21 protein-coding genes are annotated in these 23,753 nt (G+C 59.8%); 12 read left to right on the forward strand and 9 right to left on the reverse strand.

The window, feature by feature from the left end; all coding sequences use genetic code 11:
• Positions 1-98 precede the first annotated feature (98 nt).
• Complete coding sequence (locus K0B93_RS08015) at positions 99-1,064, forward strand: NAD(P)H-dependent flavin oxidoreductase (protein ID WP_219866707.1); 966 nt, start codon at positions 99-101, stop codon at positions 1,062-1,064.
• 42 nt (positions 1,065-1,106) lie between these two features.
• On the opposite strand, the gene K0B93_RS08020 is transcribed toward K0B93_RS08015, so the two are convergent.
• Positions 1,107-3,047 carry a methyl-accepting chemotaxis protein gene (locus K0B93_RS08020; RefSeq protein ID WP_219866708.1) on the reverse strand — a complete coding sequence of 647 codons (1,941 nt, stop codon included), beginning with the start codon at positions 3,045-3,047 and terminating at the stop codon, positions 1,107-1,109.
• A 235-nt stretch (positions 3,048-3,282) separates the two neighbouring features.
• Here K0B93_RS08020 and K0B93_RS08025 point away from each other — a divergent pair, with 235 nt between their 5' ends.
• Positions 3,283-3,456: a DUF6435 family protein gene (locus tag K0B93_RS08025; protein ID WP_219866709.1), complete on the forward strand. Its 174-nt coding sequence runs from the start codon at positions 3,283-3,285 to the stop codon at positions 3,454-3,456.
• Positions 3,457-3,475: 19 nt separating this feature from the next.
• On the opposite strand, the gene K0B93_RS08030 is transcribed toward K0B93_RS08025, so the two are convergent.
• From K0B93_RS08030 to tkt, 6 genes are all read right to left on the reverse strand, one after another.
• The gene (locus K0B93_RS08030; protein WP_219866710.1) at positions 3,476-3,835 is read right to left on the reverse strand and encodes a chaperone modulator CbpM; all 360 of its coding nucleotides are present in this window, start codon (positions 3,833-3,835) and stop codon (positions 3,476-3,478) included.
• 15 nt (positions 3,836-3,850) lie between these two features.
• Positions 3,851-4,840 (reverse strand): DnaJ C-terminal domain-containing protein, encoded by a 990-nt coding sequence (locus K0B93_RS08035; RefSeq protein WP_219866711.1) that lies wholly within the window; start codon positions 4,838-4,840, stop codon positions 3,851-3,853.
• A 294-nt stretch (positions 4,841-5,134) separates the two neighbouring features.
• Entirely contained in the window at positions 5,135-6,199 is a 1,065-nt protein-coding gene (gene fba / locus K0B93_RS08040; protein ID WP_219866712.1) for a class II fructose-bisphosphate aldolase, read from the reverse strand.
• A 79-nt stretch (positions 6,200-6,278) separates the two neighbouring features.
• Complete coding sequence (locus K0B93_RS08045; RefSeq protein ID WP_219866713.1) at positions 6,279-7,439, reverse strand: phosphoglycerate kinase; 1,161 nt, start codon at positions 7,437-7,439, stop codon at positions 6,279-6,281.
• A gap of 29 nt (positions 7,440-7,468) precedes the next feature.
• A complete protein-coding gene (locus K0B93_RS08050; protein ID WP_219866714.1) occupies positions 7,469-8,503 on the reverse strand; it encodes a type I glyceraldehyde-3-phosphate dehydrogenase in 1,035 nt (344 codons plus the stop codon).
• The gene (gene tkt, locus K0B93_RS08055; RefSeq protein WP_219866715.1) at positions 8,503-10,503 is read right to left on the reverse strand and encodes a transketolase; all 2,001 of its coding nucleotides are present in this window, start codon (positions 10,501-10,503) and stop codon (positions 8,503-8,505) included. The genes K0B93_RS08050 and tkt overlap by 1 nt, the downstream gene beginning before the upstream one ends.
• 225 nt (positions 10,504-10,728) lie before the next feature.
• On the opposite strand from tkt, the gene K0B93_RS08060 reads away from it, so the two are divergent.
• From K0B93_RS08060 to metF, 4 genes are all read left to right on the forward strand, one after another.
• Positions 10,729-11,730, forward strand: a complete 1,002-nt coding sequence (locus K0B93_RS08060) for a metalloregulator ArsR/SmtB family transcription factor (RefSeq protein WP_219866716.1) — start codon at positions 10,729-10,731, stop codon at positions 11,728-11,730.
• 156 nt (positions 11,731-11,886) lie between these two features.
• The gene (gene metK, locus K0B93_RS08065; protein ID WP_219866717.1) at positions 11,887-13,077 is read left to right on the forward strand and encodes a methionine adenosyltransferase; all 1,191 of its coding nucleotides are present in this window, start codon (positions 11,887-11,889) and stop codon (positions 13,075-13,077) included.
• A gap of 64 nt (positions 13,078-13,141) precedes the next feature.
• Positions 13,142-14,536 carry an adenosylhomocysteinase gene (gene ahcY / locus K0B93_RS08070; protein WP_219866718.1) on the forward strand — a complete coding sequence of 465 codons (1,395 nt, stop codon included), beginning with the start codon at positions 13,142-13,144 and terminating at the stop codon, positions 14,534-14,536.
• A 13-nt stretch (positions 14,537-14,549) separates the two neighbouring features.
• Positions 14,550-15,419: a methylenetetrahydrofolate reductase [NAD(P)H] gene (gene metF / locus K0B93_RS08075; protein WP_219866719.1), complete on the forward strand. Its 870-nt coding sequence runs from the start codon at positions 14,550-14,552 to the stop codon at positions 15,417-15,419.
• 127 nt (positions 15,420-15,546) lie between these two features.
• Here metF and K0B93_RS08080 read toward each other — a convergent pair whose 3' ends face one another.
• Positions 15,547-17,082, reverse strand: coding sequence for an arylsulfatase (locus tag K0B93_RS08080; protein ID WP_228743328.1), 1,536 nt, complete (start codon positions 17,080-17,082; stop codon positions 15,547-15,549).
• 302 nt (positions 17,083-17,384) lie between these two features.
• Here K0B93_RS08080 and K0B93_RS08085 point away from each other — a divergent pair, with 302 nt between their 5' ends.
• The 3 genes from K0B93_RS08085 (at position 17,385) to K0B93_RS08095 (ending at position 19,666) form a co-directional block, all read left to right on the forward strand.
• A complete protein-coding gene (locus K0B93_RS08085; RefSeq protein ID WP_219866720.1) occupies positions 17,385-18,143 on the forward strand; it encodes a transporter substrate-binding domain-containing protein in 759 nt (252 codons plus the stop codon).
• 91 nt (positions 18,144-18,234) lie between these two features.
• Entirely contained in the window at positions 18,235-18,906 is a 672-nt protein-coding gene (locus K0B93_RS08090) for an amino acid ABC transporter permease (RefSeq protein WP_219866721.1), read from the forward strand.
• A gap of 13 nt (positions 18,907-18,919) precedes the next feature.
• Positions 18,920-19,666 carry an amino acid ABC transporter ATP-binding protein gene (locus tag K0B93_RS08095; RefSeq protein ID WP_228743329.1) on the forward strand — a complete coding sequence of 249 codons (747 nt, stop codon included), beginning with the start codon at positions 18,920-18,922 and terminating at the stop codon, positions 19,664-19,666.
• Between the two features lie 8 nt (positions 19,667-19,674).
• Here the strand turns inward: K0B93_RS08095 and K0B93_RS08100 are convergent, their stop codons facing one another.
• Entirely contained in the window at positions 19,675-19,965 is a 291-nt protein-coding gene (locus K0B93_RS08100; RefSeq protein ID WP_219868068.1) for a DUF2505 domain-containing protein, read from the reverse strand.
• A 132-nt stretch (positions 19,966-20,097) separates the two neighbouring features.
• Between K0B93_RS08100 and K0B93_RS08105 the strand changes: the two genes are divergently transcribed.
• The 3 genes from K0B93_RS08105 to K0B93_RS08115 all read left to right on the forward strand — a co-directional run bounded on the left by K0B93_RS08105 (position 20,098) and on the right by K0B93_RS08115 (position 23,691).
• A complete protein-coding gene (locus K0B93_RS08105; protein ID WP_219866722.1) occupies positions 20,098-21,447 on the forward strand; it encodes an adenosylmethionine--8-amino-7-oxononanoate transaminase in 1,350 nt (449 codons plus the stop codon).
• 15 nt (positions 21,448-21,462) lie between these two features.
• Positions 21,463-22,203, forward strand: coding sequence for a 16S rRNA (uracil(1498)-N(3))-methyltransferase (locus K0B93_RS08110; RefSeq protein WP_219866723.1), 741 nt, complete (start codon positions 21,463-21,465; stop codon positions 22,201-22,203).
• A 258-nt stretch (positions 22,204-22,461) separates the two neighbouring features.
• Positions 22,462-23,691, forward strand: a complete 1,230-nt coding sequence (locus K0B93_RS08115; RefSeq protein WP_219866724.1) for a DUF445 domain-containing protein — start codon at positions 22,462-22,464, stop codon at positions 23,689-23,691.
• The last annotated feature ends 62 nt before the right edge of the window (positions 23,692-23,753 follow it).

Raw genomic sequence — 23,753 nt, forward strand, 5'->3', positions numbered from 1 at the left:
CCACGCATTCCCGGGGCAGCGACCGTATTCAGGACCACCCCGGCAGGCTAAGATCCTTTATAACCTATATAAGTTCCAACAAAAATTAAGGAAAACTCATGGCCTTACCAGCATCCCTCTCCGGCAACCTGACCCTGCCTCTGGTGGCGGCGCCCATGTTCCTGATCTCCGGCCCGGAACTGGCCCTGGCGTGCTGCAAGGAGGGGGTGGTGGGCAGTTTTCCCGCTTTGAACCAGCGCACCAGCGAAGGGTTTGAAGCCTGGCTCGAACAAATGAACTCCGAGCTTGACCGCTTCCGGCAGCAGAACCCCGGAGCCCCGGTGGCTCCCTATGCGGTCAATCTGATTGTCCATCGCACCAACCCGCGCTGGCAGTCGGACCTGGAACTTTGCGTCAAACATCGAGTGCCCATTGTCATCACGTCTCTGGGCGCAGCAAGCCAGGTCGTCGACGCGGTGCACGGTTACGGTGGCGCGGTATTTCACGACGTCACCAACCAGAAGCACGCGCGCAAGGCCGCCGAGGCGGGTGTCGACGGCATCATCGCGGTGGCCGCAGGCGCCGGTGGACACGCCGGCACCATCAACCCGGTTGTCCTGGTGCACGAGATCCGCGAGGTCTTTGACGGCACGGTGCTGCTCGCCGGTGGCCTTTCACACGGGCAGGACCTGCTGGCAGCCGAGGCCATGGGCGCGGACCTGGCCTACCTGGGCACCCGCTTTATCAATACCGTGGAATCCCAGGCCGAGGAGGCCTACCGCAACATGATTATTGAGGCGGTGTCGGCGGACATCATCCACACGCCCGCCGTTTCGGGCGTGCCCGCCAGCTTCATGCGCCAGAGCCTCGAGGCCGCCGGCTATCCGATGGACAAACTCAACCAGGCCGGGGACATTGATTACGGTGAGAAGCTGAAACCGGTGGACGATGAGGCAAAAGCCTGGAAGACCGTGTGGTCAGCCGGCCAGGGTGTCAGTCAGATCCATGACGTGCTCAGCGTGCAGGCACTGGTGAGCCGACTGAAATCGGAATACGATGCCGCCCGGGCCCGGCTCTGCGGTTGATGAGACGGGCAGCCTGACCCGGCAAAGGCGGCCCCGATGCCGTTACACGCGGAACTGTGACGCCTTGGCCTGAAGCGCCGTCAGCAGTTCGCCGATCCGGCGGCTGGCATTGTCCGAGCGGTGGATGGCCTCGACAGTGGTTTCCGACGAGCGGGCAATGTCCTCAACACTGACACTGACCTTGCCGGCATGCTGCCCCTCCTCCTCGGCTACCGAAGAGATAGTCAGCGCCCGCTCCTGCAGACTGCCAAGCAACTGGTTAATCTGTTCGAAGTGCTCATCCGCCTTGCGGAACTCTGTTGAAGACTCGGCCACCTGACCCGACACCCGGTCTATGACCGACACCGCCTGGCGACTGCCCTGCTGGAGGCGCTCGATGATCGTCTGGATCTCGGTGGTGGATTCCTGGGTTCGGCTGGCCAGTGTCCGGACCTCATCGGCGACGACCGCGAATCCCCGGCCAGACTCGCCCGCCCGCGCGGCCTCAATAGCCGCATTCAGGGCCAGCAGGTTTGTCTGCTCCGCAATGGCACCGATCACCGAAAGCACCGAATTGATTTCCGTGCTCTGGTGGTTGAGCTCATTGACCGCCGCTACCGCCGACTCAACATTGCGCACCACGCCGTCAAGCCGCTCCCGGACGTCCCGGGAAATTCCAGCGGTGGCCTCACTCTCCGCACCAATGGTCTGCACCGATCCGGCCACTTCCTGAATGCTGTCGGCCACCTCGGCGATGCTCCGCGACATGGCGGCCATGGTCTCGGAAACGTCGGCGACCTCTCGCTGCTGATGGTTTACTGCCGATACTGCCTCACGGCTGATATCGCCCTGCTCCCGTGCCTGCCCGGCAGCGGATTCGGCGGAGGCTTTCACATCCGAAACCAGCTCCTGGATCCGTGCGATGAACTGGTTCATGCCCCGCGCCATTTCGGTCAGCTCATCCCGGCCTTTCAGGGACACCCGTCGGGTCAGATCGGCCTCACCGTCCGCAATGCCCCAGATCGCCGAGCTCAGCCGCAGAACCCGGGGCAACAGGCCGCCCCCGAGCACCGCCGCAACCAGGATAATCAGCACCAGCACCGAACCAATGGCCAGAATCGAAAGATTGGCCGCCAGGCTGGAGGCTTCACGATTCAGGGAATCCACGGTGTTCTGAATTCGCGCCTGGGTATCGGCGCCCATGCCGGCCAGCTGTTGCTGAAGCCGCTGGTTCACCTGTTCCGTTTCTGCCTGCAGGGTCTGGCGTGACGCCTCTATGCTGCCCGAGATGGTGGCGCTGAACTCCTCCTCCAGCTGGGCCAGATCACGATTGATGCCTTCGAGCGACAAGCCCAGCTTGAGCTGGCCGATGGCCGAGCCCTGAGGCTTGATATCGGCGGTAATGATGACCACGTTGGGGTCGCGGCTGGCCGCATCGAGAACCCGGTTTGCGGCACCCCGGCCCTCTCCCTGCTCCATCAGGGTGCGCACCCGATCGTCTGTCCGATCCACGTACCGGGTCATGCGTTCGCCGTACTGGTCGTAATAAATGGCAAACAGCACCGACTCCCTGGCATCCGCCAGTTCCACGAGATCGGTCAGGCGGGGAATGTCCCGGTCCCAGATCAGGGGGGCCGCAACCGCCGCCAGCACGTTGGCCAGCCCCTGGGCCTCCGCCATCACCGCGGAACGAACATTGCTGGCCACGCGCTCCTGCTGGTCCGTCTGCTGCCGGGTCAGTTCGCTGGCCAGTTCGTCGATGGTCTTCTCGCGCATGATCTGCAGGCGCCCCCGGACATCTTCACGGGTTTCACCGAAGGACCGACTGACTTCACTGCTGCTGGACTCAAGAGCGGATCCGGCAGTCGCCACCAGGCGCTCAACCTGGTTTGAAATCAGCCACTGACTGACCACCACCTGAGCCAGACCGGCGATCACCAGTATCAGGAAAACAGGTCTTAGCAGCCGACTTGTGGCCAGCTGTTTCAAAAATCGAGGGGTCATAAGGACTCCGTCAACGTGGGTACTGCAGCATCCTTCGCGTTTATTTCCAGCGTCCCGTGCGGTTTATCTCGCATAGTTTCAGCAAAACCCGGACCATAGGGGAGCGTTTTTATGTAGGATTTTGTTGCAGTTATTTCAGTGCGGATTCCCGTGAGGGAGCCGGAACCCGGGGTTGAGTGAACTTTTAAACAGCCACCCCGTACTCTTGAAAACACTCGAAGGAAGGAGCACGACCATGCTCGGATTTTTGAAAGGCGATCCAAAGAAAAAACTGCAGAAAGCTTACGAGGACAAACTCGAGAAGGCGCTGCATGCCCAACGCAACGGAGACCTGCGCACCCACGGCACGCTTATGGAGGAGGCCGAAAAGATCTACGCGGAAATCGAGAAACTCTCCAGCGGCAAGTAAACAACAACAGGCTTTACGATCAGTCGCTGTCCTGATCCGGTGAGAGCTGACCCAACTGCTGCCGAAGGCGGCCGATTTCCCGGCGCATGGTCTCCACTTCATCGAGGAGCTCCAGTGACATGGCCAATCCCGGCAGGTTCATTTTCAGGTCCCGCTGCAGCCGCATGGCCTTTTGAAGACGCAGAAGTGCAGCAAGATCGAATTCCCACTGTCGATCCTGCTCCTGCGTGAGGGCTCCAACGGGCTCGATAATCCCGTAGCTCACCATCTTCAACACCAGTTCCGCGTGGCAATCGCCTCGCTCGCAAATTTCGCGCAGCGTGAAGGTTGCCTGAGGCTCAACAATCTCGACCGTCAGCGTCTCGTTGTTCCTGCTCATGCCGTTACTCCATGATTACACGTGCAGCTTACTGCGTGGGTTGAAATTCCTTTCTGCCTCCGCCAATTGCTTGTAGAGTTTTTCGGCTTCCGGGGCATGGTGCTCCGGCATCACAATCTGGAGAACCACGATCTGGTCGCCCGGGTGCTTGCCCGGAAAACCCTTGCCTTTCAGTCTCAGTTTCCGGCCACTGGACGACCCCTTGGGCACTTTCACATTGACCCGGGAACCCACCGTCGGCACCGTGACATTGGCCCCCAGCGCGGCCTCCCAGGGCGCAATGGGGACCGTAACCAGGACGTCCCGACCTTCTACCGCGAAGGTCGGGTGCGGCGCCAGTTCAATTTCCAGTAGCAGATCACCGGCGTCGCCGCCGCCACTGCCTGGCGAGCCCTGACCTTTCAGGCGCAAATGCTGACCCTCCCGCATCCCGGCCGGGATTTTTACCTTCAGGGTCTTCTGCCGCGGCATCATGCGGCCGTGCTCGTCCGGCTCGTGCACGGTAAACGAGACCTGTTTCTCGCATCCGTGAAAAACTTCCTCCAGAAACAACGCAAGCCTGGCGTGGACATCCTCACCCCGGATACGCATGTTCTGGCGGAATCCTCCCGCCCTGCCGGTTGCACCGAATCCACCCCGGGAAAAGCCCCCTGCGTGTGCGCCGCCTCCAAAGATTTCCTCGAAAAAATCACTGAACTGCCGGGCGTCGGCGTCAGTATAGCCACCGCCACCAAAGCCGGACGCACTCTGCCAGCCAGGTGGCGGCTCAAACGAGCCGTCCCCTCGGGCACCATATTTGCGCAACTGATCGTATTCGGCCCGTTTTTCGGGATCTTTAAGCACCTCGTAGGCCTCGCCGACGTCCTTGAACTTTTCGTCAGCGCCGGTTTCCTTGCTGACATCCGGATGGTATTTCCGGGCCAGTTTTCGGTAGGCCTTCTTGATGTCCTCGGGGGAGGCAGACTCGCTCACACCGAGGGCGGCGTAATAGTCTTTGAAGTCCATTCGTGTCCTCACCACAGATTCCTGTTTCCGGTCGAATTGTCCGGATACTAGTTACTATATTTGATGAGGTGCGGGAAATTACAAGGCTCGTGTTGTTTTCAGTTGAGACAGATCATTTGGCGCGGGGAGATCAGGCTCAGAGAGCGCAGGGGGAGCAACCGTTCAGAAATGTGGAGCGCCAGGGATGGCGCGACCAAGCCCTACAGGGATGTATTCATGGGCGTTTTCTGAACGGTTGTTCGTCCTGGGCTCTGCCCCCGAGCTCTAAAAGTCAAGGGGCAGTAGCACAGGAACTTACTTCACTTTCGGATCCAGCTCACCGGAGGCATACCGCTCGAACATCTGCTCCAGGTTGATCGGCTTGATCTTGCTGGCGTTGCCGGCGGTACCGAAGGCTTCGTAACGGTCAATACAAACGTCCGTCATCGCCTTCATGGTGGCCTTCAGGAATTTGCGCGGGTCGAATTCGGCGGGGTTCTCCGCCAGGAAACGGCGAACCGCACCGGTGCTGGCCAGGCGCAGGTCGGTGTCGATGTTGACCTTGCGAACGCCGTGCCTGATGCCCTCGACGATTTCTTCAACCGGAACGCCGTAGGTCTCGGGAATCTCACCACCGAACTCGTTGATGATCTTCAGCCAATCCTGGGGCACGGAGCTGGAACCGTGCATAACCAGGTGGGTGTCCGGGATCCGGGCGTGGATGGCCTTGATCTGGTCAATGGCCAGGATATCGCCGGTCGGCGGACGGGTGAACTTGTAAGCCCCGTGGCTGGTGCCGATGGCGATGGCGAGGGCATCGACGTGGGTTTTCTGTACGAAGTCGGCCGCCTCTTCCGGATCGGTCAGCATCTGGCTGTGGTCCAGGGTACCTTCAGCGCCGATGCCGTCTTCTTCACCGGCCTGGCCGGTTTCCAGGGAGCCCAGGCAACCCAGCTCGCCTTCCACGGAAACGCCGCAGGCGTGCGCCATCTCCACGGTACGACGGGTCACGTCGACGTTGTAGTCGTACTCGGTCGGCGTTTTGCCGTCTTCACCGAGGGAGCCGTCCATCATCACGGAGCTGAAGCCCAGCTGGATGGAACGCTGGCACACCGACGGGCTGGTGCCATGATCCTGGTGCATAACCACCGGAATGTGGGGGAATTCCTCAATGGCCGCGAGGATCAGGTGTCGCAGGAACGGCGCACCGGCGTATTTGCGGGCACCGGCAGAGGCCTGAACAATGACCGGGGAATCGGTCTTGTCGGCGGCTTCCATGATGGCGCGCATCTGTTCCAGGTTGTTCACGTTAAAGGCTGGCACACCGTAACCGTGCTCGGCGGCGTGATCCAGAAGTTGCCGCATCGAAATCAGGGCCATGGGTCGTCTCCTTCGTTTAGACGTTGATTAGTCGATTGAAATCTTTGCAGACGATGGCGTCTGCCGCTGGCGTCGGCTGTTAGGCTCCGCGTTCTTCCAATACTGCAACTGCGGGCAGGGTCTTCCCTTCCACGAACTCCAGGAAGGCGCCACCACCGGTGGAAATGTACGAAATCTTGTCAGCTACGCCGTATTTGTCAACGGCGGCAACCGTGTCTCCGCCGCCGGCCAGGGAGAAGGCATTGCTCTCGGCAATGGCTTCGGCCAGCGCCTTGGTGCCGTTGCCGAACTGGTCAAACTCGAACACGCCAACCGGACCGTTCCAGAGGATGGTCCTGGCGTTCTTGAGCAGATCCGCGAACTTGCCCGCGGTTTCCGGGCCGACGTCCAGGATCATGTCGTCAGCGGACACATCCGAGATGTTCTTGGTGGTGGCGGTGGCCGTCTCGGCAAACTCACTGGCGACCACAACATCCACCGGCAGCGGGATTTCTACTCGGGCAGCGATGTCCTTGGCCGTGTCCACCAGGTCGTGTTCACACAGCGACTTGCCCACCGGATGGCCGGCAGCGGCCAGGAACGTATTGGCAATGCCGCCGCCCACAATGATCTGGTCACAGACCTTTTCAAGCGCGTTCAACACGTCCAGCTTGGTGGACACCTTGGAGCCGCCCACGATGGCGACCACCGGCTTGGCCGGGTTGTCCAGCGCCTTACCCAGGGCTTCCAGTTCCGCGGCGAGCAACGGACCGGCACAGGCTTCCGGGGCAAACCGGGCCACACCGTGTGTGGAGGCCTGGGCGCGATGGGCGGTGCCAAAAGCGTCCATGACATAAACGTCACACAGGGCCGCGTACTTTCTGGACAATTCTTCATTGTCCTTCTTCTCACCCTTGTTAAAGCGCACATTCTCGAACAGCACCACTTCGCCGTCAGCCACCTCGACGCCGTCGAGGTAGTCCGTGATCAGGCGGACGTCCTGGCCCAACATGCCGGACAGGTGCTCGGCCACCGGCTTCATGGAGGAAGCCTCGTCGTAGACACCTTCTTCCGGACGGCCAAGATGGGACATCAACATGACCTTGGCGCCGGCGTCTCGCGCTGCCTTGATGGTCGGCAGGGAGGCACGGATGCGGGCATCGCTGGTTACCTTTCCGGCTTTGACCGGCACGTTAAGATCTTCGCGGATCAATACCCGCTTGCCGGCGAGGTTCAGGTCAGTCATCTTTTTGATGGCCATACTCTTGTTCCCTTGATTTGGTCTTAAATTCAGTTGTCAGTCTTGCTCAGCCAACAGCGGCTGACATCAAGCATCCGGTTCGCAAAACCCCACTCGTTATCGAACCAGCATAATACTTTCACCAGGTTGCCCCCGGTTACCCGCGTCTGGCCGCCGTCGACCACCCCGGAATGGGAGTCGTGGTTGAAGTCGGAGCTGGCGAGCAACTCATCGGTGTAGCCAAGGATACCGTTTAAAGCACTGTTTGCGGCGCCCTCTAACAGTTTGTTAACCGCTCCCACCGAGGTGGCGGTGCGAACATTAACAACCATGTCGATTGCCGACACGTTGAGGGTTGGCACCCGCATGGCCACGGAGCTGAAACGGCCTTCCATGCGGGGGAGGAGCCGCTCGATCCCGCGTGCCAGACCGGTTTCAACCGGGACAATGTTATGGAGGGCACTGCGGGTCCGGCGCAGATCCTGATGGTGATAGGCGTCAATTACCGGCTGGTCGTTCATCGCGGCGTGGATGGTGGTGGTGGTGCCCCACTCTACGCCCAGCGCATCGTCCAGCACCTTGATCACCGGCACCAGGCAGTTGGTTGTGCAGGAACCGGCAGCAACAATCAGGTCGTTGCCGGTCAGTTCGCCGTCGTTGATGCCAAAGACCACTGTGCGGTCCACATCGGATTCGGCCGGTTGGGAGAACAGCAGGTGCCCGGCCCCGGAATCGATGTGCTTCTGGGCCGTCTCCCGATCGGAGAAGGCACCCGAGCACTCCAGCACCAGGTCCACGTCCAGCAGACGCCACGGCAGGTCAGCCGGGTCCGGATGATTCAGAATCCGGATCCGGTCGCCGTTCACGATAAGATCGCTGTCTTCAACGTCAATGGTCCCCTGAAACCGGCCATGGGTGGAGTCATAGCGCGTCAGGTGGGCAATGGTGTCGATATCTGACAGCTCATTGATCGCGACCACCTGCAGGTGATCGCGATAACCGTTTTCGTAGAGTGCCCGCAACACGCACTGACCGATCCGGCCGTACCCATTGATGGCTATGCGAAACGGCGCGGTCTCTGTCATCACGCTTCCAGAAGTTCGGAGGCCACCTCGAGGATGTTATCGACGGTAAAGCCGAATTCCTTGAACAGCTCGCCCGCTGGCGCAGACTCGCCGAAAGTGGTCATGCCGATAACGCGACCGTCCAGACCAACGTACTTGTACCAGTAGTCGGCAATGGCTGCCTCAATGGCAATGCGGTTGGTCACTTCCAGCGGCAGCACCTGCTGCCTGTAGGCCGCACTCTGGGCCTCGAACACATCGGTGGACGGCATGGACACGACACGGATCTTCTTGCCCTGCTCCCGCAGTTTGCCGGCCGCATCCTGGGCCAGCGCCACTTCCGAACCGGTGGCGATCAGGATCAGGTCCGGTGTCCCTTCGCTGTCAGACAGCACGTAACCGCCCTTGGCGACATCGGTCAGTTGCTGGGCATCACGCGCCTGGGCCGGCAGGCCCTGGCGGGAGAACACCATCGCAGTCGGGCCGTCATTGCGCTCAAGGGCTGCCTTCCAGGCCACCGCAGATTCCACGGTGTCGGCCGGACGCCAGGTGCTCATGTTCGGGGTGGTGCGCAGGCTGGCCAGCTGTTCGACCGGCTGGTGCGTGGGTCCGTCCTCACCCAGGCCAATGGAGTCGTGGGTGAAGACAAAGATGGAACGCTGCTTCATCAGCGCCGCCATGCGGACCGCATTGCGGCAGTATTCCATGAAGATCAGGAAGGTCGCACCGTAGGGCACGAAACCGCCGTGCAGGGCGATACCGTTCATGATCGCCGCCATGCCGAACTCGCGCACACCGTAGAAGATGTAGTTGCCGCTGGCGTCTTCCTTGGTCAGGCCCTTGCTGCCACTCCAGATGGTGAGGTTGGAGCCGGCCAGGTCGGCCGACCCGCCCATCAGTTCCGGCAGCAGCGGACCGTAGGCATTCAGGGTGTTCTGGGAGGCCTTGCGGCTGGCGATGGTCTCGCCCTTGTCCTGACATTCCTGGATATAGGCCTGGGCCTTCTCCGAGAAATCGGCCGGCAGTTCGCCAGCCATCCGGCGTTTGAACTCTGCCGCCAGCTCCGGCTCGGCCTTTTCGTAGGCCGCGAACTTCTGTTCCCACTCGGACTGGGCCGCGGCGCCTTTCTCGCGCGCGTTCCAGGCCGCCGCAATCTCGGACGGAATCTCGAACGCACCGTGGTCCCAACCCAATTGCTCCCGAGTCAGGGCAATTTCGTCGTCGCCCAGCGGCGCGCCGTGGCAGCTTTCCTTGCCCTGCTTGTTCGGCGAGCCGAAGCCGATGATGGTCTTGCAGCAAATCAGGGTCGGCTGCTCGGTGTTGGCGCGGCCAGCTTCAATCGCCGCGCGGATGGCGTCCGGATCATGCCCGTCAACGGCGGGAATGACCTGCCAGCCGTAGGATTCGAAACGCTGCGGGGTATTGTCGGTGAACCAGCCGTCGACCTCACCGTCAATGGAAATGCCGTTGTCGTCGTAGAAGAAGATCAGTTTGCCGAGGCCCAGGGTACCGGCGAGTGACGACACCTCGTGGGAGATGCCCTCCATCAGGCAACCATCACCGAGGAAAGCGTAGGTGTAGTGATCCACGATCTCGTGGCCAGGGCGGTTGAACTGCGCAGCCATCGCCTTTTCAGCAAGGGCAAAACCGACCGCGTTGGCGATGCCCTGACCCAGCGGACCGGTGGTGGTTTCAACGCCCGGGGTGTAGCCGTATTCCGGGTGACCCGGGGTCTTGGAATGCAACTGGCGGAAATTCTGGAGATCATCAATGGAAACGTCGTACCCGCTCAGGTGCAGCAGTGAATACTGCAGCATGGAGCCATGACCGTTGGACAGCACGAAGCGGTCGCGGTTGGCCCACTGAGGGTTGGCCGGGTTGTGGCTCAGGTAGTCGTTCCACAGTACCTCGGCGATATCCGCCATACCCATGGGCGCACCCGGGTGGCCGGACTTGGCTTTCTGAACCGCATCCATGCTCAGCGCGCGAATGGCGTTGGCGAGATCTTTACGGGACGGCATTGACGTTTCTCCAGTGTTTTTCGGGAAAGATTTCGGACTGTCTAAAAAAGAGGCGCGTATTTTCGCCGATTACTGTGTGCCGGGGCAAATCGGTATGCAGCTATTCGCACAAAGTGGCGCTGCGGATTCCCGAAATGGACTGATTTCAAAGAATGATAAATCTATATCAAAATTTTTTGATATGGCTATTGATTGACCACCGGAACCGACCTACACTTCGCAACCATGACATCCATGAATGCACACGCGAACGACCTGTCCTCCGTGGACGCCCTGGCTCCGATCTTCAAGGCGAGCGGCGATCCGCTACGCCTGGAGATTCTGCGTGTGCTGCGCCGGGACACCTTCGGCGTACTGGAACTGAGCCAGTTATTCGAGATGCGACAGTCGGGCATGAGCCACCACCTGAAGGTGATGCACAAGGCCGGCCTGCTGGAGCCGCAGCGCGAGGGCAACGCCATCTTCTATCGTCGCCCCCTGCACCTGGACAGTGACAAGCTGACGGATCAGACCATCCGTCAGATCTTCGAAACCGTCGACCGGGTGGCGTTGCCCGGCCACCTGCAGGAGAAGATCGAGGCCATCCGGACCCAGCGGGCAGACCAGTCCCAGGTATTCTTTGCCCGCCACGCGGAACAGTTCCGGGAGCAGCAGGAACTGATTGCTGCCTTCGACCTGTACGCCGCACCGGTGGCGGAGTTACTGCGCAAGCGGGCGGCCAAACAGGCCTGGCAAACGACCCTGGAGATCGGGCCGGGCGAAGGAGCCTTCCTCAAGGTGCTGTCTGAGCTGTCCAGCCACGTGGTCGCGCTGGACAACAGCCGGGACATGCTGGCCAAGGCCACCCGGACCTGCATCGACGAGCGGCTGAACAACGTGGACATGATCGAGGGCGTTACCGACACCCTGCTTGCCCGCGGCGATGCGTTCGACCTGGTGGTGGCAAACATGGTTTTGCACCATGTGCCCAGCCCGGCGGACATCTTTCTGGACGCCGCGGCCCTGATGAATAACGGCGGCTGTTTCGTGATCAGCGAACTGTGCAGCCACGATCAGGACTGGGCCAAGGAAAACTGCGGCGATCTCTGGCTCGGCTTTGAACCGGAGGAGCTGACCGCCTGGGCGGCGGAGGCGGGACTTAACGCCGGAGAACAACTGTTTATCGGCCTGCGCAATGGCTTTCAGGTGCAGGTCCGGGAATTCTGGAAGACAACGGGCCAGTCCTGAAACGGAATGGCCAAAATGGAATATCAAAAAACTTTGATATGGGTGTAAGTAGTTCTACGTATACCCGAAAAACACCAAAAACGCGGTCGCCGGCACCTGTCATTTGTGACACCCACCGGCACGAATTTGAATCGCTCAACGAGGAGCAGCAACTCTATGTCTGACTACAGCATCTTCACTTCCGAGTCGGTTTCCGAGGGCCATCCGGACAAACTCGCGGACCAGATTTCCGACGCGGTTCTGGACGCGATCCTGACCGACGACCCGCACGCCCGCGTAGCCTGCGAAACCATGGTAAAAACCGGCGTTGCCATTGTCGGCGGCGAAATCACCACCAGCGCCTGGGTGGATCTGGAAGATTTGGTGCGTGGTGTTATCAAGGACATCGGCTACACCTCCTCCGAAGTCGGCTACGATGGCGACACCTGCGGTGTGATCAACATCATCGGCAAACAGTCCGTCGACATCGCCCAGGGCGTTGACCGCCAGAAGCCGGAAGATCAGGGTGCTGGCGACCAGGGCCTGATGTTCGGCTATGCCAGCAACGAAACCGACGTACTGATGCCCGCTCCTATCACCTTCTCGCACCGGCTGGTCCAGCGCCAGGCTGAGGCCCGCAAGAGCGGGCTGCTGCCCTGGCTGCGCCCGGATGCCAAGAGTCAGGTCACCTGCCGCTATGAGAACGGCCGCGTTGCCGGTATCGATGCGGTGGTTCTGTCCACCCAGCACGACGAAGACGTGACCCAGGCGGACCTGAAAGAAGCCGTGATGGAGCTGATCGTCAAGCACGCTCTGCCGGCAGAACTGTTGCACAAGGACACCCAGTTCCACATCAATCCCACCGGCAAGTTCGTGATCGGTGGCCCCGTGGGCGACTGCGGTCTGACCGGCCGTAAGATCATCGTGGACACCTACGGCGGCATGGCCCGCCACGGCGGTGGTGCCTTCTCCGGGAAGGATCCGTCCAAGGTTGACCGTTCCGCCGCCTACGCTGGCCGTTACGTCGCCAAGAACATCGTGGCTGCCGGCCTGGCCGACAAGTGCGAGATCCAGGTTTCCTACGCTATTGGCGTGGCACAGCCGACCTCCATCTCCCTGAACACCTTCGGCACCGGCAAGATCGGCGACGACAAGATCATCCAGCTGGTGCGTGAGCACTTCGACCTGCGTCCGTACGCGATCACCAACATGCTGGACCTGCTGCACCCGATGTACCGGGCGACGGCTGCCTACGGCCACTTTGGTCGCGAGCCGTTCGAGATGACGGTGGGCGGCAAATCCTTCACCGCCTTCCCATGGGAAAAGACCGACCGCGCAGCGTCACTGAAAGACGCCGCTGGTATCTAAATCTGTTTCGGGCGTATGACAGAAGGCATGCGCCCAAGCCCAAATTACTGACAGGAGAACATCCATGAGCACTCCGGCAGAACAACTGAACAATTTTGACGACTACAAAATCCGCGATATTTCCCTCGCCGGTTGGGGCCGCAAGGAAATCAACATCGCCGAAGGCGAGATGCCGGCCTTGATCAAGCTCCGCGAGAAGTACAAAGCCGAGCAGCCGCTGAAAGGCGCCAATATCATGGGCTGCATCCACATGACCATCCAGACCGCCGTGCTGATCGAAACGCTGATCGAGCTGGGCGCCTCTGTGCGCTGGTCCTCGTGCAACATTTTCTCCACCCAGGACCAGGCCGCTGCGGCGATCGCCGCCCAGGGCATCCCGGTGTTTGCCTGGAAAGGCGAGACCGACGAGGAATACGACTGGTGCCTCGAGCGCACCGTCGGTGCCGACGTCGACGGCTGGGAACCGAACATGATCCTGGACGACGGTGGCGATCTGACCGCGCTGCTCCACGAAAAATACCCGGAGATCCTGGCCAACTGCCACGGCGTCACCGAAGAAACCACCACCGGCGTACACCGCCTGCAGGAAATGCTGCGCGAGGGCACCCTGAAGGTGCCTGCCATCAACGTGAATGACGCCGTCACCAAGTCCAAGAACGACAACAAGTACGGTTGCCGTCACAGCCTGAATGACGCCATCAAGCGCGCCACCGACCACCTGCTCGCCGGCAAGAAGGCGCTGGTGATCGGCTATGGCGACGTCGGCAAGGGCTCAGCTGCGTCCCTGCGCCAGGAAGGCATGATTGTAAAAGTCACCGAAGCCGATCCGATCTGCGCCATGCAGGCGTGCATGGATGGTTTCGAAGTGGTGTCCCCCTATCTTGAGGGTGTGAACACCGGCACCGAGGCGGGCGTCGACCGGGCCCTGCTGCAAAACACCGACCTGCTGGTCACCACCACCGGCAACATGACCGTGTGCGACGCGCACATGCTCAAGGCGCTCAAGAGCGGGGCCGTGGTCTGCAACATCGGGCACTTCGACAACGAGATCGACACCGCCTACATGCGCAAGAACTGGGAGTGGGACGAGGTCAAACCGCAGGTCCACGTGGTCTACCGCGACAAGGCAACGAATGACCACCTGATCCTGCTGTCCGAAGGACGCCTGGTGAACCTGGGTAATGCGACCGGTCACCCGTCACGAATCATGGATGGCTCGTTTGCCAACCAGGTACTGGCTCAGATTTACCTGTTCGAGCGCAAGTTTGCCGATCTTCCGGAAGACGCTCGCGAGAAGGGTGTCTACGTTCAGGTTCTGCCGAAGCACCTGGACGAGGAAGTGGCCCGCGCCATGGTCGAAGGTTTTGGCGGCGTCATCACCAAGATGACCCCGGAGCAGGCCAAATACATCGGTGTACCGGTCGAAGGCCCGTACAAGCCGGAAAGCTACAAGTACTGATCGGACCGTTCCCATGCAAAGTCAGAAACAGTTCAAGCGCCGCTTCAGCTTCGAGTTTTTCCCGCCCAAGACCGATCCGGGCAAGGAAAAGCTGCAGAATGTGCGCAGTCAGCTGGCCGAGGTGAACCCGGACTTTTTCTCGGTCACCTTCGGTGCCGGTGGTTCCACCCGGGACCGCACCATTGAAACCGTGCTCAACCTGCATAAGCAGGGCATTTCCACCGCGCCCCACCTGTCGTGCGTGGGCGGCACCCGCCAGGATATCGGCGAACTGCTGGATCTGTACAAAGAGAACGGGATCAACCGGATCGTTGCCCTTCGGGGCGACATGCCCTCGGGCATGGGAGCGGCCGGCGAGCTCCGCTACGCCAACGAGCTGGTGGAATTCATTCGCGAGCACAGCGGCGACACCTTTAACCTTGAGGTGGCCGCCTATCCGGAGTTTCACCCACAGGCCCGTAACGCCGAAGAGGACCTGCAGAACTTCGCCCGAAAGGTGAAGGCCGGCGCCAACAGCGCTATCACCCAGTACTTCTTCAATGCCGACAGCTATTTCTACTTCATCGACCGTCTGGAAAAAATGGACGTCACCATTCCGGTGGTGCCGGGCATCATGCCCATCGTCAATTTCTCCAATCTGGTGCGGTTCTCCGACATGTGTGGCGCGGAAATCCCCCGCTGGATTCGCAAGCAGTTGGAAGCCTACGGCGATGACACCGACAGCATCCGCAAGTTCGGTGAAGAGGTGGTGACCAATATGTGTGAGAAACTGCTCCGGGCCGGCGCGCCCGGCCTGCACTTCTACACGCTGAACCAGGCGCAGCCCAGCCTCAGGATCTGGGAAAACCTTGGCATCAGCGAGCGGGAGAAGATCTCCTTCTGATCACGCCTGGCCAGGCGGCCCGGTACCGCCCGGGCGTTCTGGCAGCCACAAAAAAGGCGCTGTCCGACACGCACGTGCGTGTTCGGCAGCGCCTTTTTCTTTGCCATCCTGCCAGAAGCGATCCCGACTACCGGCTGATGGATTGGTTATTGATCATCTCACTCAGATTGGTGACCTGCACCGACATACCTTTCTGGCTGGGCGGATATTCCTTGAACGTCTCAACGAACCTGCCAATGCCTTTCCCGGCCTGTCCCAGAATCCAGCTCCGGTTCTCGGCCCACTCGTCATAGCCCCGGGCTTCAATGAAACGCTCGAACGGGTCCAGCTTCAGGTTGATCACGATCGGCGTGGACAGGGGCGTCTGTTCTGCCCGGAACCACTCTTCCTGATCGATGAACAGGAGCTTCCAGTCACCATAGCGCATTCCATGGAAAACCGTCTCGGTGAAGTAGAAGAACTCCTTGCGCTTGCTTTTACCGTTGTTCAGAAGCAGGTCGCTCTGGTCGTAACCGTCCAGGTGGACTTTGAAGTCCTTCCCACCGATCTGCATGCCATCAAGCAGGTCTTCCTTGATGTCATCGTCGCCGACCCAGGCCATCAGTGTGGGCACCCAGTCTTCCATGGTCATGAACTCCCCGGTGTGGGTTGCGGCCGGAATCCTGTCTTTCCACTTCACCAGCATCGGCACGCGGAAACCGCCTTCCCAGCCACCCACGCCCTTCTCGCCGTGGAAGGGATGGTTGCCACCATCGGGCCAGGAATTGGAGGGGGCCCCGTTATCGGTTGAGAACATCACGATGGTGTTATCGTCCACCTCAAGCTCCTGGAGAAGCTCAAGCAGCTCGCCAACGTCGTCATCCAGCTCCATCATGCCGTCCGCGTAGAGCCCGTAACCGCTCTTGCCCTCATACTCCTCGTTGAGGTTGGTGCGGTAATGCATGCGGGTGGTGTTGTGCCAGACGAAGAACGGCTTGTCGTCATCGACTGCCTTTTTGATGAAGCGCTTGGATTCCTCCAGCACGTCCTGGTCAAGATTTCGTTGCACCTCCCGGCCCCACGGGCCAAGGTCCCTGATCTCCTGCGTGCCATCCGGCAATGCCTTGGAGTGGATGATACCCCGTTGCTTGAGCCCGTACTTCTCCAGCACCTTTTCGTCCTTGGGGTAGTCGTACTGCTCTGGGTACTCCCCGGCATTGAGGTGGTAGAGGATGCCGTAGAATTCATCGAAGCCATGGGCGGTAGGAAGATGCTCATCGCGATCGCCCAGGTGGTTCTTGCCAAACTGTCCGGTGGCGTAGCCATGGTCCTTGAGCATCTGCGCGAGGGTCGGATCACTGTCCTGGATCCCCTCCTTGGCCCCCGGGAGCCCGACCGTCGTCAAGCCGGTACGGATTGGGTACTGCCCGGTAATGAAGGCGGCCCGCCCCGCCGTACAGGAGGCCTGGGCATAATGATCCATGAAAATCATTCCTTCAGTGGCAAGGCTGTCGATATTGGGAGTGGAGCCCCCCATCATCCCACGGTGATAGGCGCTGATATTCCACATTCCAACGTCGTCGCCCCAGATTATGAGGATATTGGGCTTATCCGCTGCGGTGGCGGACGTCAGTGAAAGGAACATCAATGCGCACGCCACCAGGGCGATCCGAAACATCTCCATTGCATCAGTCTCCATCAAATCCAGTTTTACAGGAGCGACTCGGACAAAAACCCTGGAACGATCCGCGGCCAACCCCCGCTCGCTGCTTAGTTTAGACCACCCTGCATGGACCGCTAGCCGTTGCGTTTTACAGACATGATCCCCCGCGCATTTGGGCTCTGGCCTGCAAATTGCTGATCATTCAGCTAAACTCCCTGCGATGCAGTTCCATTAACGCTCCCCGGCTTTCACAGTCACCAGCCGTGATTGTCGGCCTGCCTTACCGGGCAGACGGAGCATCATAGAAAGCGAAAGGAGAAAGCATGAGTACAAAATGGCTGAAAACCATTGGCGCCAGCCTCGCACTCACCGTCGCCGCAGGAACCGTCAGCGCAGAGACCCTGCGCGTCGTCACGGACCCGAGTTTCGTTCCGTTTGAAATGATGGATCAGGAAACCGGTGAGATGATCGGTTTCGACATGGAGATCATCCGCGAAGTGGGCAAGCGTGCCGGCTTTGAAATTGACCTCAACACCATGGATTTCAATGGCATCATCCCGGCTCTTCAAACCGGCAACGTGGACATCGCCATTGCCGGCATCACAATCACCGAAGAGCGTGAGCAGATTGTCGATTTCTCCGACCCGTACTATGACTCCGGTCTGCGCATTCTGGTGCGCGAGGGTGAGGACAGCGTGAAGACGCTGGAAGACCTCGAAGGCAAGAAGATCGGCACCAAGATCGGGTCCACCAGTTACGATTACCTGATGAAGACCCTCGATCAGGACGACGGCGTTACCCCGTATCCGGGCAGCTCCGACATGTACATGGCGCTGATGTCACGGGCCATTGATGCGGTCTTCTACGACGCTCCGAACGTTGGTTACTTCGCCCGCACCAAGGGAGAAGGCAAGGTCATGACCGTTGGCAAGCTGTATGAAGGCCAGCAGTACGGCATTGCGCTCAAGGACGGCAGTGAATGGGTTGACGACGTGAATGAGGCCCTCGCTGCCATGAAGGAAGACGGCACCTACAAGACCATTTACGAGAAGTGGTTTGGCCCGATGCCGGAAGGCATGTAAGGGCAGCCGGACCCACAGGGTCTGATTCCCTGCGCCGGGGTGACTCCACCCCGGCTATTCCTGACTGCAAAACCCTTCGGAGATTCTCACTGTGGAATTCCAGTTTCAGTTCGATTGGCAAGCGGCCATCGACTCCATTCCCTTTCTACTCGAGGGGATTCCCTACACCCTGTTGATCTCATTTGGCGGCCTTATTATCGGCTTTGCCCTCGGCATCTTTTTCGGCCTTCTGAGCATCAACAAGAAATGGTTCCTGCGCTGGCCGGCAACCGCGTACATCGAAATCTTCCGCGGCACGCCCATCCTGGTGCAGGTGCTGTTCATCTTTTACGGCCTGCCTGACCTGATCGGCGGCCCCATCGACCCCCTGACTGCAGGCATCGCGGCCATTGCCCTGAACTCCGGCGCCTACATCTCAGAGGTCGTGCGCGGTGGCGTCCAGTCCATCGACAAAGGCCAGACCGAAGCCGGCCTTTCCCTTGGCCTGTCCCGGACCCAGACCTTCTGGTCCATCATCTGGCCTCAGGCATTCCGCCGGATGATCCCGCCCCTGGGCAACCAGGCCATTGTAAGCATCAAGGACACGTCACTGTTCTCGGTCATTGGTGTCGGCGAGCTGGTCCGCCAGGGTCAGATCTACATCGCCAATACCTTCACCGCGTTCGAGGTGTATTTCGTGGTCGCGATCCTGTATCTCGCCATTACCCTCTCGTTGTCCCTGATCCTCCGCTACGTTGAGCGGCGCGGTCTGGCCTCTGTCTGAAGGAAAGCGACTCATGACTGATATTGTAGAAATGAAGGGCATGAACAAGTACTTCGGCAAGCTGCATGTCCTGAAAGACATTGACCTCACTGTCGCCAAAGGCGAAGTGGTGGTTATCATCGGCGCCAGTGGCTCCGGCAAGTCCACCCTGATCCGCTGCGTCAACGGTCTGGAAGAATTCGAATCCGGCCACCTCACGGTGGATGGCCATCCGCTCGCGCCGAAGAGCGGCAACCCGAAATCCCTGGCCGAGATCCGCAAGGAAGTCGGCATGGTGTTCCAGCAGTTCAATCTGTTCCCGCACCTGACGGTGAAGAAGAACATCATGCTGGCGCCACAGAAGGTCAAGAGCAGCTCGGAGACCGTCGCCAACGCCACCGCCGAACGATTGCTCAATCGGGTGGGCATCGGCAATCAGGCCGACAAGTACCCGAGCCAGCTATCCGGCGGCCAGCAGCAGCGCGTTGCCATCGCCCGCGCTCTGGCCATGGAACCGCGCCTGATGCTGTTCGATGAGCCGACATCAGCGCTCGATCCGGAAATGATCGGTGAAGTGCTGGACGTCATGCGCGAGCTGGCCAAGGAAGGAATGACCATGATGGTCGTCACCCACGAGATGGGCTTCGCCCGTGAAGTGGCCGACCGGGTGATCTATATCCACGAAGGTCAGATCGTCGAGCAGGGCAAACCGGACGAGGTGTTCGATAACCCCCAGAACGAACGTACCCAGGCATTCCTGTCCCGGGTCCTCGCCCACTGATCACTGCCTCAGAGTAACTGGCGGGTGGTTTGATACTCACGCTCAATCTTGGCGTGGGAATCATCCGCCAGGAACCTGGCAATCTTCTTTCCCAGCAACGGCACATCGCACCGGACTATCAGGTTGACCTGATTCGTGCAGGACAGGCTGTCTCCCTGAAGCCTCATCATGCCCTGGATTTTCGCGGGCACGCCCTCAATGCGAACCCGGAATTCACAGTGCCACTCACCTTCGCTCTTAAGAAACCAGTGTTCTTCCTGTCGGACTTCGTTCCACTCCTTGTGGAAACTGGCCAGAATGCCGGGAAATCCACAGCATTGGCCGGCAGGTCAGAGGCCGTTGGCAAGGTGGTCAGCTCGCGCCGTTAACTGTAATATCCGCTCAGGTTAACAGCCAACATTTGAAACTGACAGCCAGACCGGAGATTCACCATGCGCAATGCCGACCTAGTGGCCCGCGGCCTCAAGTCCGTGTGGCACCCCTGCACCCAGATGAAAGACCACGAAACGCTGCCCCTGGTCCCCATCAAACGGGGTGAAGGGGTCTGGCTGGAAGATTTCGAGAACAATCGGTACATCGATGCCGTCAGTTCCTGGTGGGTCAACCTGTTCGGCCATGCCAATCCGCGAATCAACGCGGCCATTCAGGAACAGATCAGCCAACTGGAACACGTCATCCTCGCGGGATTCACCCATGAGCCGGTGGTTAATCTGTCCGAGCGCCTGATTGAAGTCACCCCGGAAGGCCTGAACAAGTGCTTCTACGCCGACAACGGCTCCTCGGCGATTGAAGCCGCTCTCAAAATGAGCTTCCACTACTGGAAGAACCACGGGCGGCCCGGCAAAAAGAACTTCGTGAACCTCAGCAACAGTTATCACGGGGAAACCCTCGGGGCGCTGGCCCTGGGCGACGTGGCGCTGTACAAGGACACCTACCAGCCCCTGCTGATGGAAGTCCTGACCGCGCCCTCCCCTGACGCGTTCAACAAAGAGGCGGGCGAGACCGACGAAGCCTACGCACTGCGTCAGTTCGAAGCCATGGAAAAGCTGCTCGCCGAGAAGCACGACGAAATCTGCGCCGTGGTGGTTGAACCGCTGATCCAGTGCGCCGGCGGCATGCGCATGCACCACCCGATCTACCACACCAAACTGCGCGAAGCCTGTGACCGCTATGGTGTGCACCTGATTGCAGACGAGATTGCCGTCGGTTTTGGCCGCACCGGCACTCTGTTTGCCTGCGAACAGTCCGGCATCACCCCGGACTTCATGTGCCTGTCCAAGGGGCTGACCGCAGGCTATCTGCCATTGTCGGTGGTACTGACCACTGACAGCGTCTACAACGCTTTCTACGACGACTACGAAACCCTGAAAGCCTTCCTGCATTCACACAGCTACACGGGCAACCCGATCGGCTGCGCCGTGGCATTGGCCACCCTGGACATCTTCCGGGACGACAATGTGATAGAAAGCAATCGCCAGCTTTCCGCGTGCATGGCGGATTCCGTGGCCCACCTGGCCGACCATCCCAACGTTGGCGATATTCGCCAGCATGGCATGACCCTGGCCGTGGAGATGGTCAAGGACAAGGCCTCCAAAACGCCCTTCCCCTGGCAGGAACGCCGGGGCATTCGGGTCTACCAGCACTCGCTGACCCGTCAGGCCTTGCTTCGCCCCCTGGGTAATGTGGTTTACTTCATGCCGCCTTACGTCATCACCGAAGACCAGATCCGTCACCTGGCACAGGTCGCGACCGAAGGCATCGAAATCGCCGTCCGGGACTGACCAGGGTACGAAGGCATGCGCATCCCCAGAATTTATACTGACTCGCCGCTGCACAGCGGCGCTACTGCCGAGCTGGACGACAACGCCGCCCAGCACGTCGGGCGGGTGCTGCGTATGCAGCCGGGACAGGCGCTGCGCCTTTTCAACGGCGACGGTCAGGACTATCCGGCCACCATCACCGCCGCCGGCAAGAAACAGGTGGAGGTGTTGGTGGGCGAGCCTGAGACCAATCCGACCGAATCGTCCCTGGAGATTGTCCTTGGCCAGACGCTGTCCAAAGGCGACCGCATGGATTATGCCGTTCAGAAAGCGGTGGAGATGGGCGTCACCCGCATTGTGCCTCTCACCACCGAGCGGTGCGATGTGAAGCTCAAAGGGGACCGGGAAGACAAACGCCTGCGACACTGGCAGTCGGTGGCCGTAAGTGCCGCCGAACAGTGCGGTCGGGCCAGGGTTCCTGAAATCCTGCCCGTAATGACCGTGGCACAATGGCTGGAGCACAGCCGTGACTGCGACATCCGGCTGGTACTCCATCACCGCACGGAACAGTCCCTCACCGCCATGGCAAAGCCCGGCCGCATCGCCCTGATGATTGGTCCGGAGGGCGGGCTTACCGCAGACGAAATTGCCCTCGCCGAGCAAAACGGATTCCTGCCAGTGGCTTTGGGACCTCGCGTGCTCAGGACCGAAACCGCTCCGGTAGCGGCCATGGCCCTGTGCCAGTGGCTGTGGGGAGATCTGGGCGAATCGGCCTAGCGGCCGTAACGCCGCCTCAGACTGGCACCCAAGTCATTGACAGTACACACCTCTACCAACATTATCCCTGACTGCATGACTAATGAGAGTGGCTGCCTGAGCCTGGGCAACGCTGTGGGAAAGCCTCTCCAAAACTGTGCGGAGCCATGGATGGCGTAGCTCAAGCGCCACATGGACGTGCTTGAGCGGGTTTTGGAGAGGCTTTCCCATAGGGTTGCATGCCCCACAGCAACAACAACGGATACTGGCGAGTAGCGGATGACAAACGTTTTCATCACCCCTGAATTCTGGCAGTACCTCAGCATTCCCGTCATTGCTGCCCTGATTGGCTGGACGACCAACTGGCTCGCCATCAAGATGACTTTTTACCCGCTGGAATTCGTGGGAAAACCCCCATTGCTGGGCTGGCAAGGCATCATTCCGTCCAAAGCCCGGAAAATGGCTGCCATCAGCGTCGATGCCACCATTTCCAAGATCGGCACCGTGCGGGAAATCTTCCAGCAGATCGATCCCAAGATTCTCGCTACCCACATTGTTCATTCTGTCGATCCGCGCATTGAGGAATACGTTGATGAAATGATGCTGCGGGAATACCCGACATTCTGGGAAAACCTGCCGTCCTCCGCTCGTAACATGGTGTATGACCGGGTCCGCAAATCCACGCCGCAACTGGTGGATAACCTGGTAGAGGACGTCTCCACGAACATTGAGGACCTGCTCGACATCAAGGGCATGGTGATCGAACGGCTGGCCAGCGACAAACAGCTGCTCAACCGGATCTTCCTCGAATGTGGCCAGGTTGAGTTCCGGTTTATCGTCAACTCCGGGCTGTATTTCGGGTTCCTGTTCGGCCTGATCCAGATGGCTGTCTGGTATTTCTACCAAAGCTGGTGGGTGCTGCCCTTCTTCGGGCTCCTGGTGGGGTGGGCCACCAACTGGATTGCCCTGAACGTGATTTTCCGACCATTGCACGCCAAGAAAGTCGGGCCTTTCCGTATCCAGGGCCTGTTCCTGAAACGCCAGCCAGCAGTTGCCGAATCCTTTTGCCACATCGTTACCCATGAAATCCTCACGGTGGGCAACATCATCAACGCGATTCTCGAAGGCCCGAAAGGGGAACGGGCCCGCAACATGGTGAAAAAGCACATCAAACCCCTGGTGGACGAAACCGCCGGCATGGGCAAAGCGCTCACTCAGATGGCCTTCGGCCCCACCGGGTTTGCCACCCTGAAGCAACAGGTAGGCGAAAAAGCGATCGAAATCTCACAGACGTCGTTCAACAACCCGGTCTTCGAAAAGGATCGCGCCCGGGCGGTCGAATCCATCATGGTGGAACGAATGATCGCCCTCTCCTCCGAAGAGTTTCAGGATCTGCTCCGGCCGTGCTTCCAGGAAGACGAAATCAAACTGATTCTGGTCGGGGCTTTCCTCGGGATGGCCGCGGGCATCTGCCAGTTGGTGTTTGTTTTCGGCCAATCCGTGCTCTAGACAATAGCCTTAATCAATCAGCCCTTTTCTGTGCAACCATTTGGCCGCCGACTATACTCCGC

This window comes from Marinobacter sp. F4218 (genome assembly GCF_019443085.1).
GTDB lineage: Bacteria > Pseudomonadota > Gammaproteobacteria > Pseudomonadales > Oleiphilaceae > Marinobacter > Marinobacter albus.

What these genes read in the sequence shown, in the direction of transcription:
- K0B93_RS08020 (WP_219866708.1), bottom strand. Translation starts at nt 3,047, where the DNA reads ATGACCCCTCGATTTTTGAAACAGCTGGCCACAAGTCGGCTGCTAAGA.
- K0B93_RS08015 (WP_219866707.1), top strand. Translation starts at nt 99, where the DNA reads ATGGCCTTACCAGCATCCCTCTCCGGCAACCTGACCCTGCCTCTGGTG.
- K0B93_RS08035 (WP_219866711.1), bottom strand. Translation starts at nt 4,840, where the DNA reads ATGGACTTCAAAGACTATTACGCCGCCCTCGGTGTGAGCGAGTCTGCC.
- ahcY (WP_219866718.1), top strand. Translation starts at nt 13,142, where the DNA reads ATGAGCACTCCGGCAGAACAACTGAACAATTTTGACGACTACAAAATC.
- tkt (WP_219866715.1), bottom strand. Translation starts at nt 10,503, where the DNA reads ATGCCGTCCCGTAAAGATCTCGCCAACGCCATTCGCGCGCTGAGCATG.
- K0B93_RS08030 (WP_219866710.1), bottom strand. Translation starts at nt 3,835, where the DNA reads ATGAGCAGGAACAACGAGACGCTGACGGTCGAGATTGTTGAGCCTCAG.
- K0B93_RS08060 (WP_219866716.1), top strand. Translation starts at nt 10,729, where the DNA reads ATGACATCCATGAATGCACACGCGAACGACCTGTCCTCCGTGGACGCC.
- K0B93_RS08025 (WP_219866709.1), top strand. Translation starts at nt 3,283, where the DNA reads ATGCTCGGATTTTTGAAAGGCGATCCAAAGAAAAAACTGCAGAAAGCT.
- K0B93_RS08045 (WP_219866713.1), bottom strand. Translation starts at nt 7,439, where the DNA reads ATGGCCATCAAAAAGATGACTGACCTGAACCTCGCCGGCAAGCGGGTA.
- K0B93_RS08115 (WP_219866724.1), top strand. Translation starts at nt 22,462, where the DNA reads ATGACAAACGTTTTCATCACCCCTGAATTCTGGCAGTACCTCAGCATT.
- fba (WP_219866712.1), bottom strand. Translation starts at nt 6,199, where the DNA reads ATGGCCCTGATTTCGATGCGGCAACTTCTGGATCACGCCGCCGAGCAC.
- K0B93_RS08095 (WP_228743329.1), top strand. Translation starts at nt 18,920, where the DNA reads ATGACTGATATTGTAGAAATGAAGGGCATGAACAAGTACTTCGGCAAG.
- K0B93_RS08050 (WP_219866714.1), bottom strand. Translation starts at nt 8,503, where the DNA reads ATGACAGAGACCGCGCCGTTTCGCATAGCCATCAATGGGTACGGCCGG.
- K0B93_RS08080 (WP_228743328.1), bottom strand. Translation starts at nt 17,082, where the DNA reads ATGGAGATGTTTCGGATCGCCCTGGTGGCGTGCGCATTGATGTTCCTT.
- K0B93_RS08110 (WP_219866723.1), top strand. Translation starts at nt 21,463, where the DNA reads ATGCGCATCCCCAGAATTTATACTGACTCGCCGCTGCACAGCGGCGCT.
- metF (WP_219866719.1), top strand. Translation starts at nt 14,550, where the DNA reads ATGCAAAGTCAGAAACAGTTCAAGCGCCGCTTCAGCTTCGAGTTTTTC.
- metK (WP_219866717.1), top strand. Translation starts at nt 11,887, where the DNA reads ATGTCTGACTACAGCATCTTCACTTCCGAGTCGGTTTCCGAGGGCCAT.
- K0B93_RS08085 (WP_219866720.1), top strand. Translation starts at nt 17,385, where the DNA reads ATGAGTACAAAATGGCTGAAAACCATTGGCGCCAGCCTCGCACTCACC.
- K0B93_RS08105 (WP_219866722.1), top strand. Translation starts at nt 20,098, where the DNA reads ATGCGCAATGCCGACCTAGTGGCCCGCGGCCTCAAGTCCGTGTGGCAC.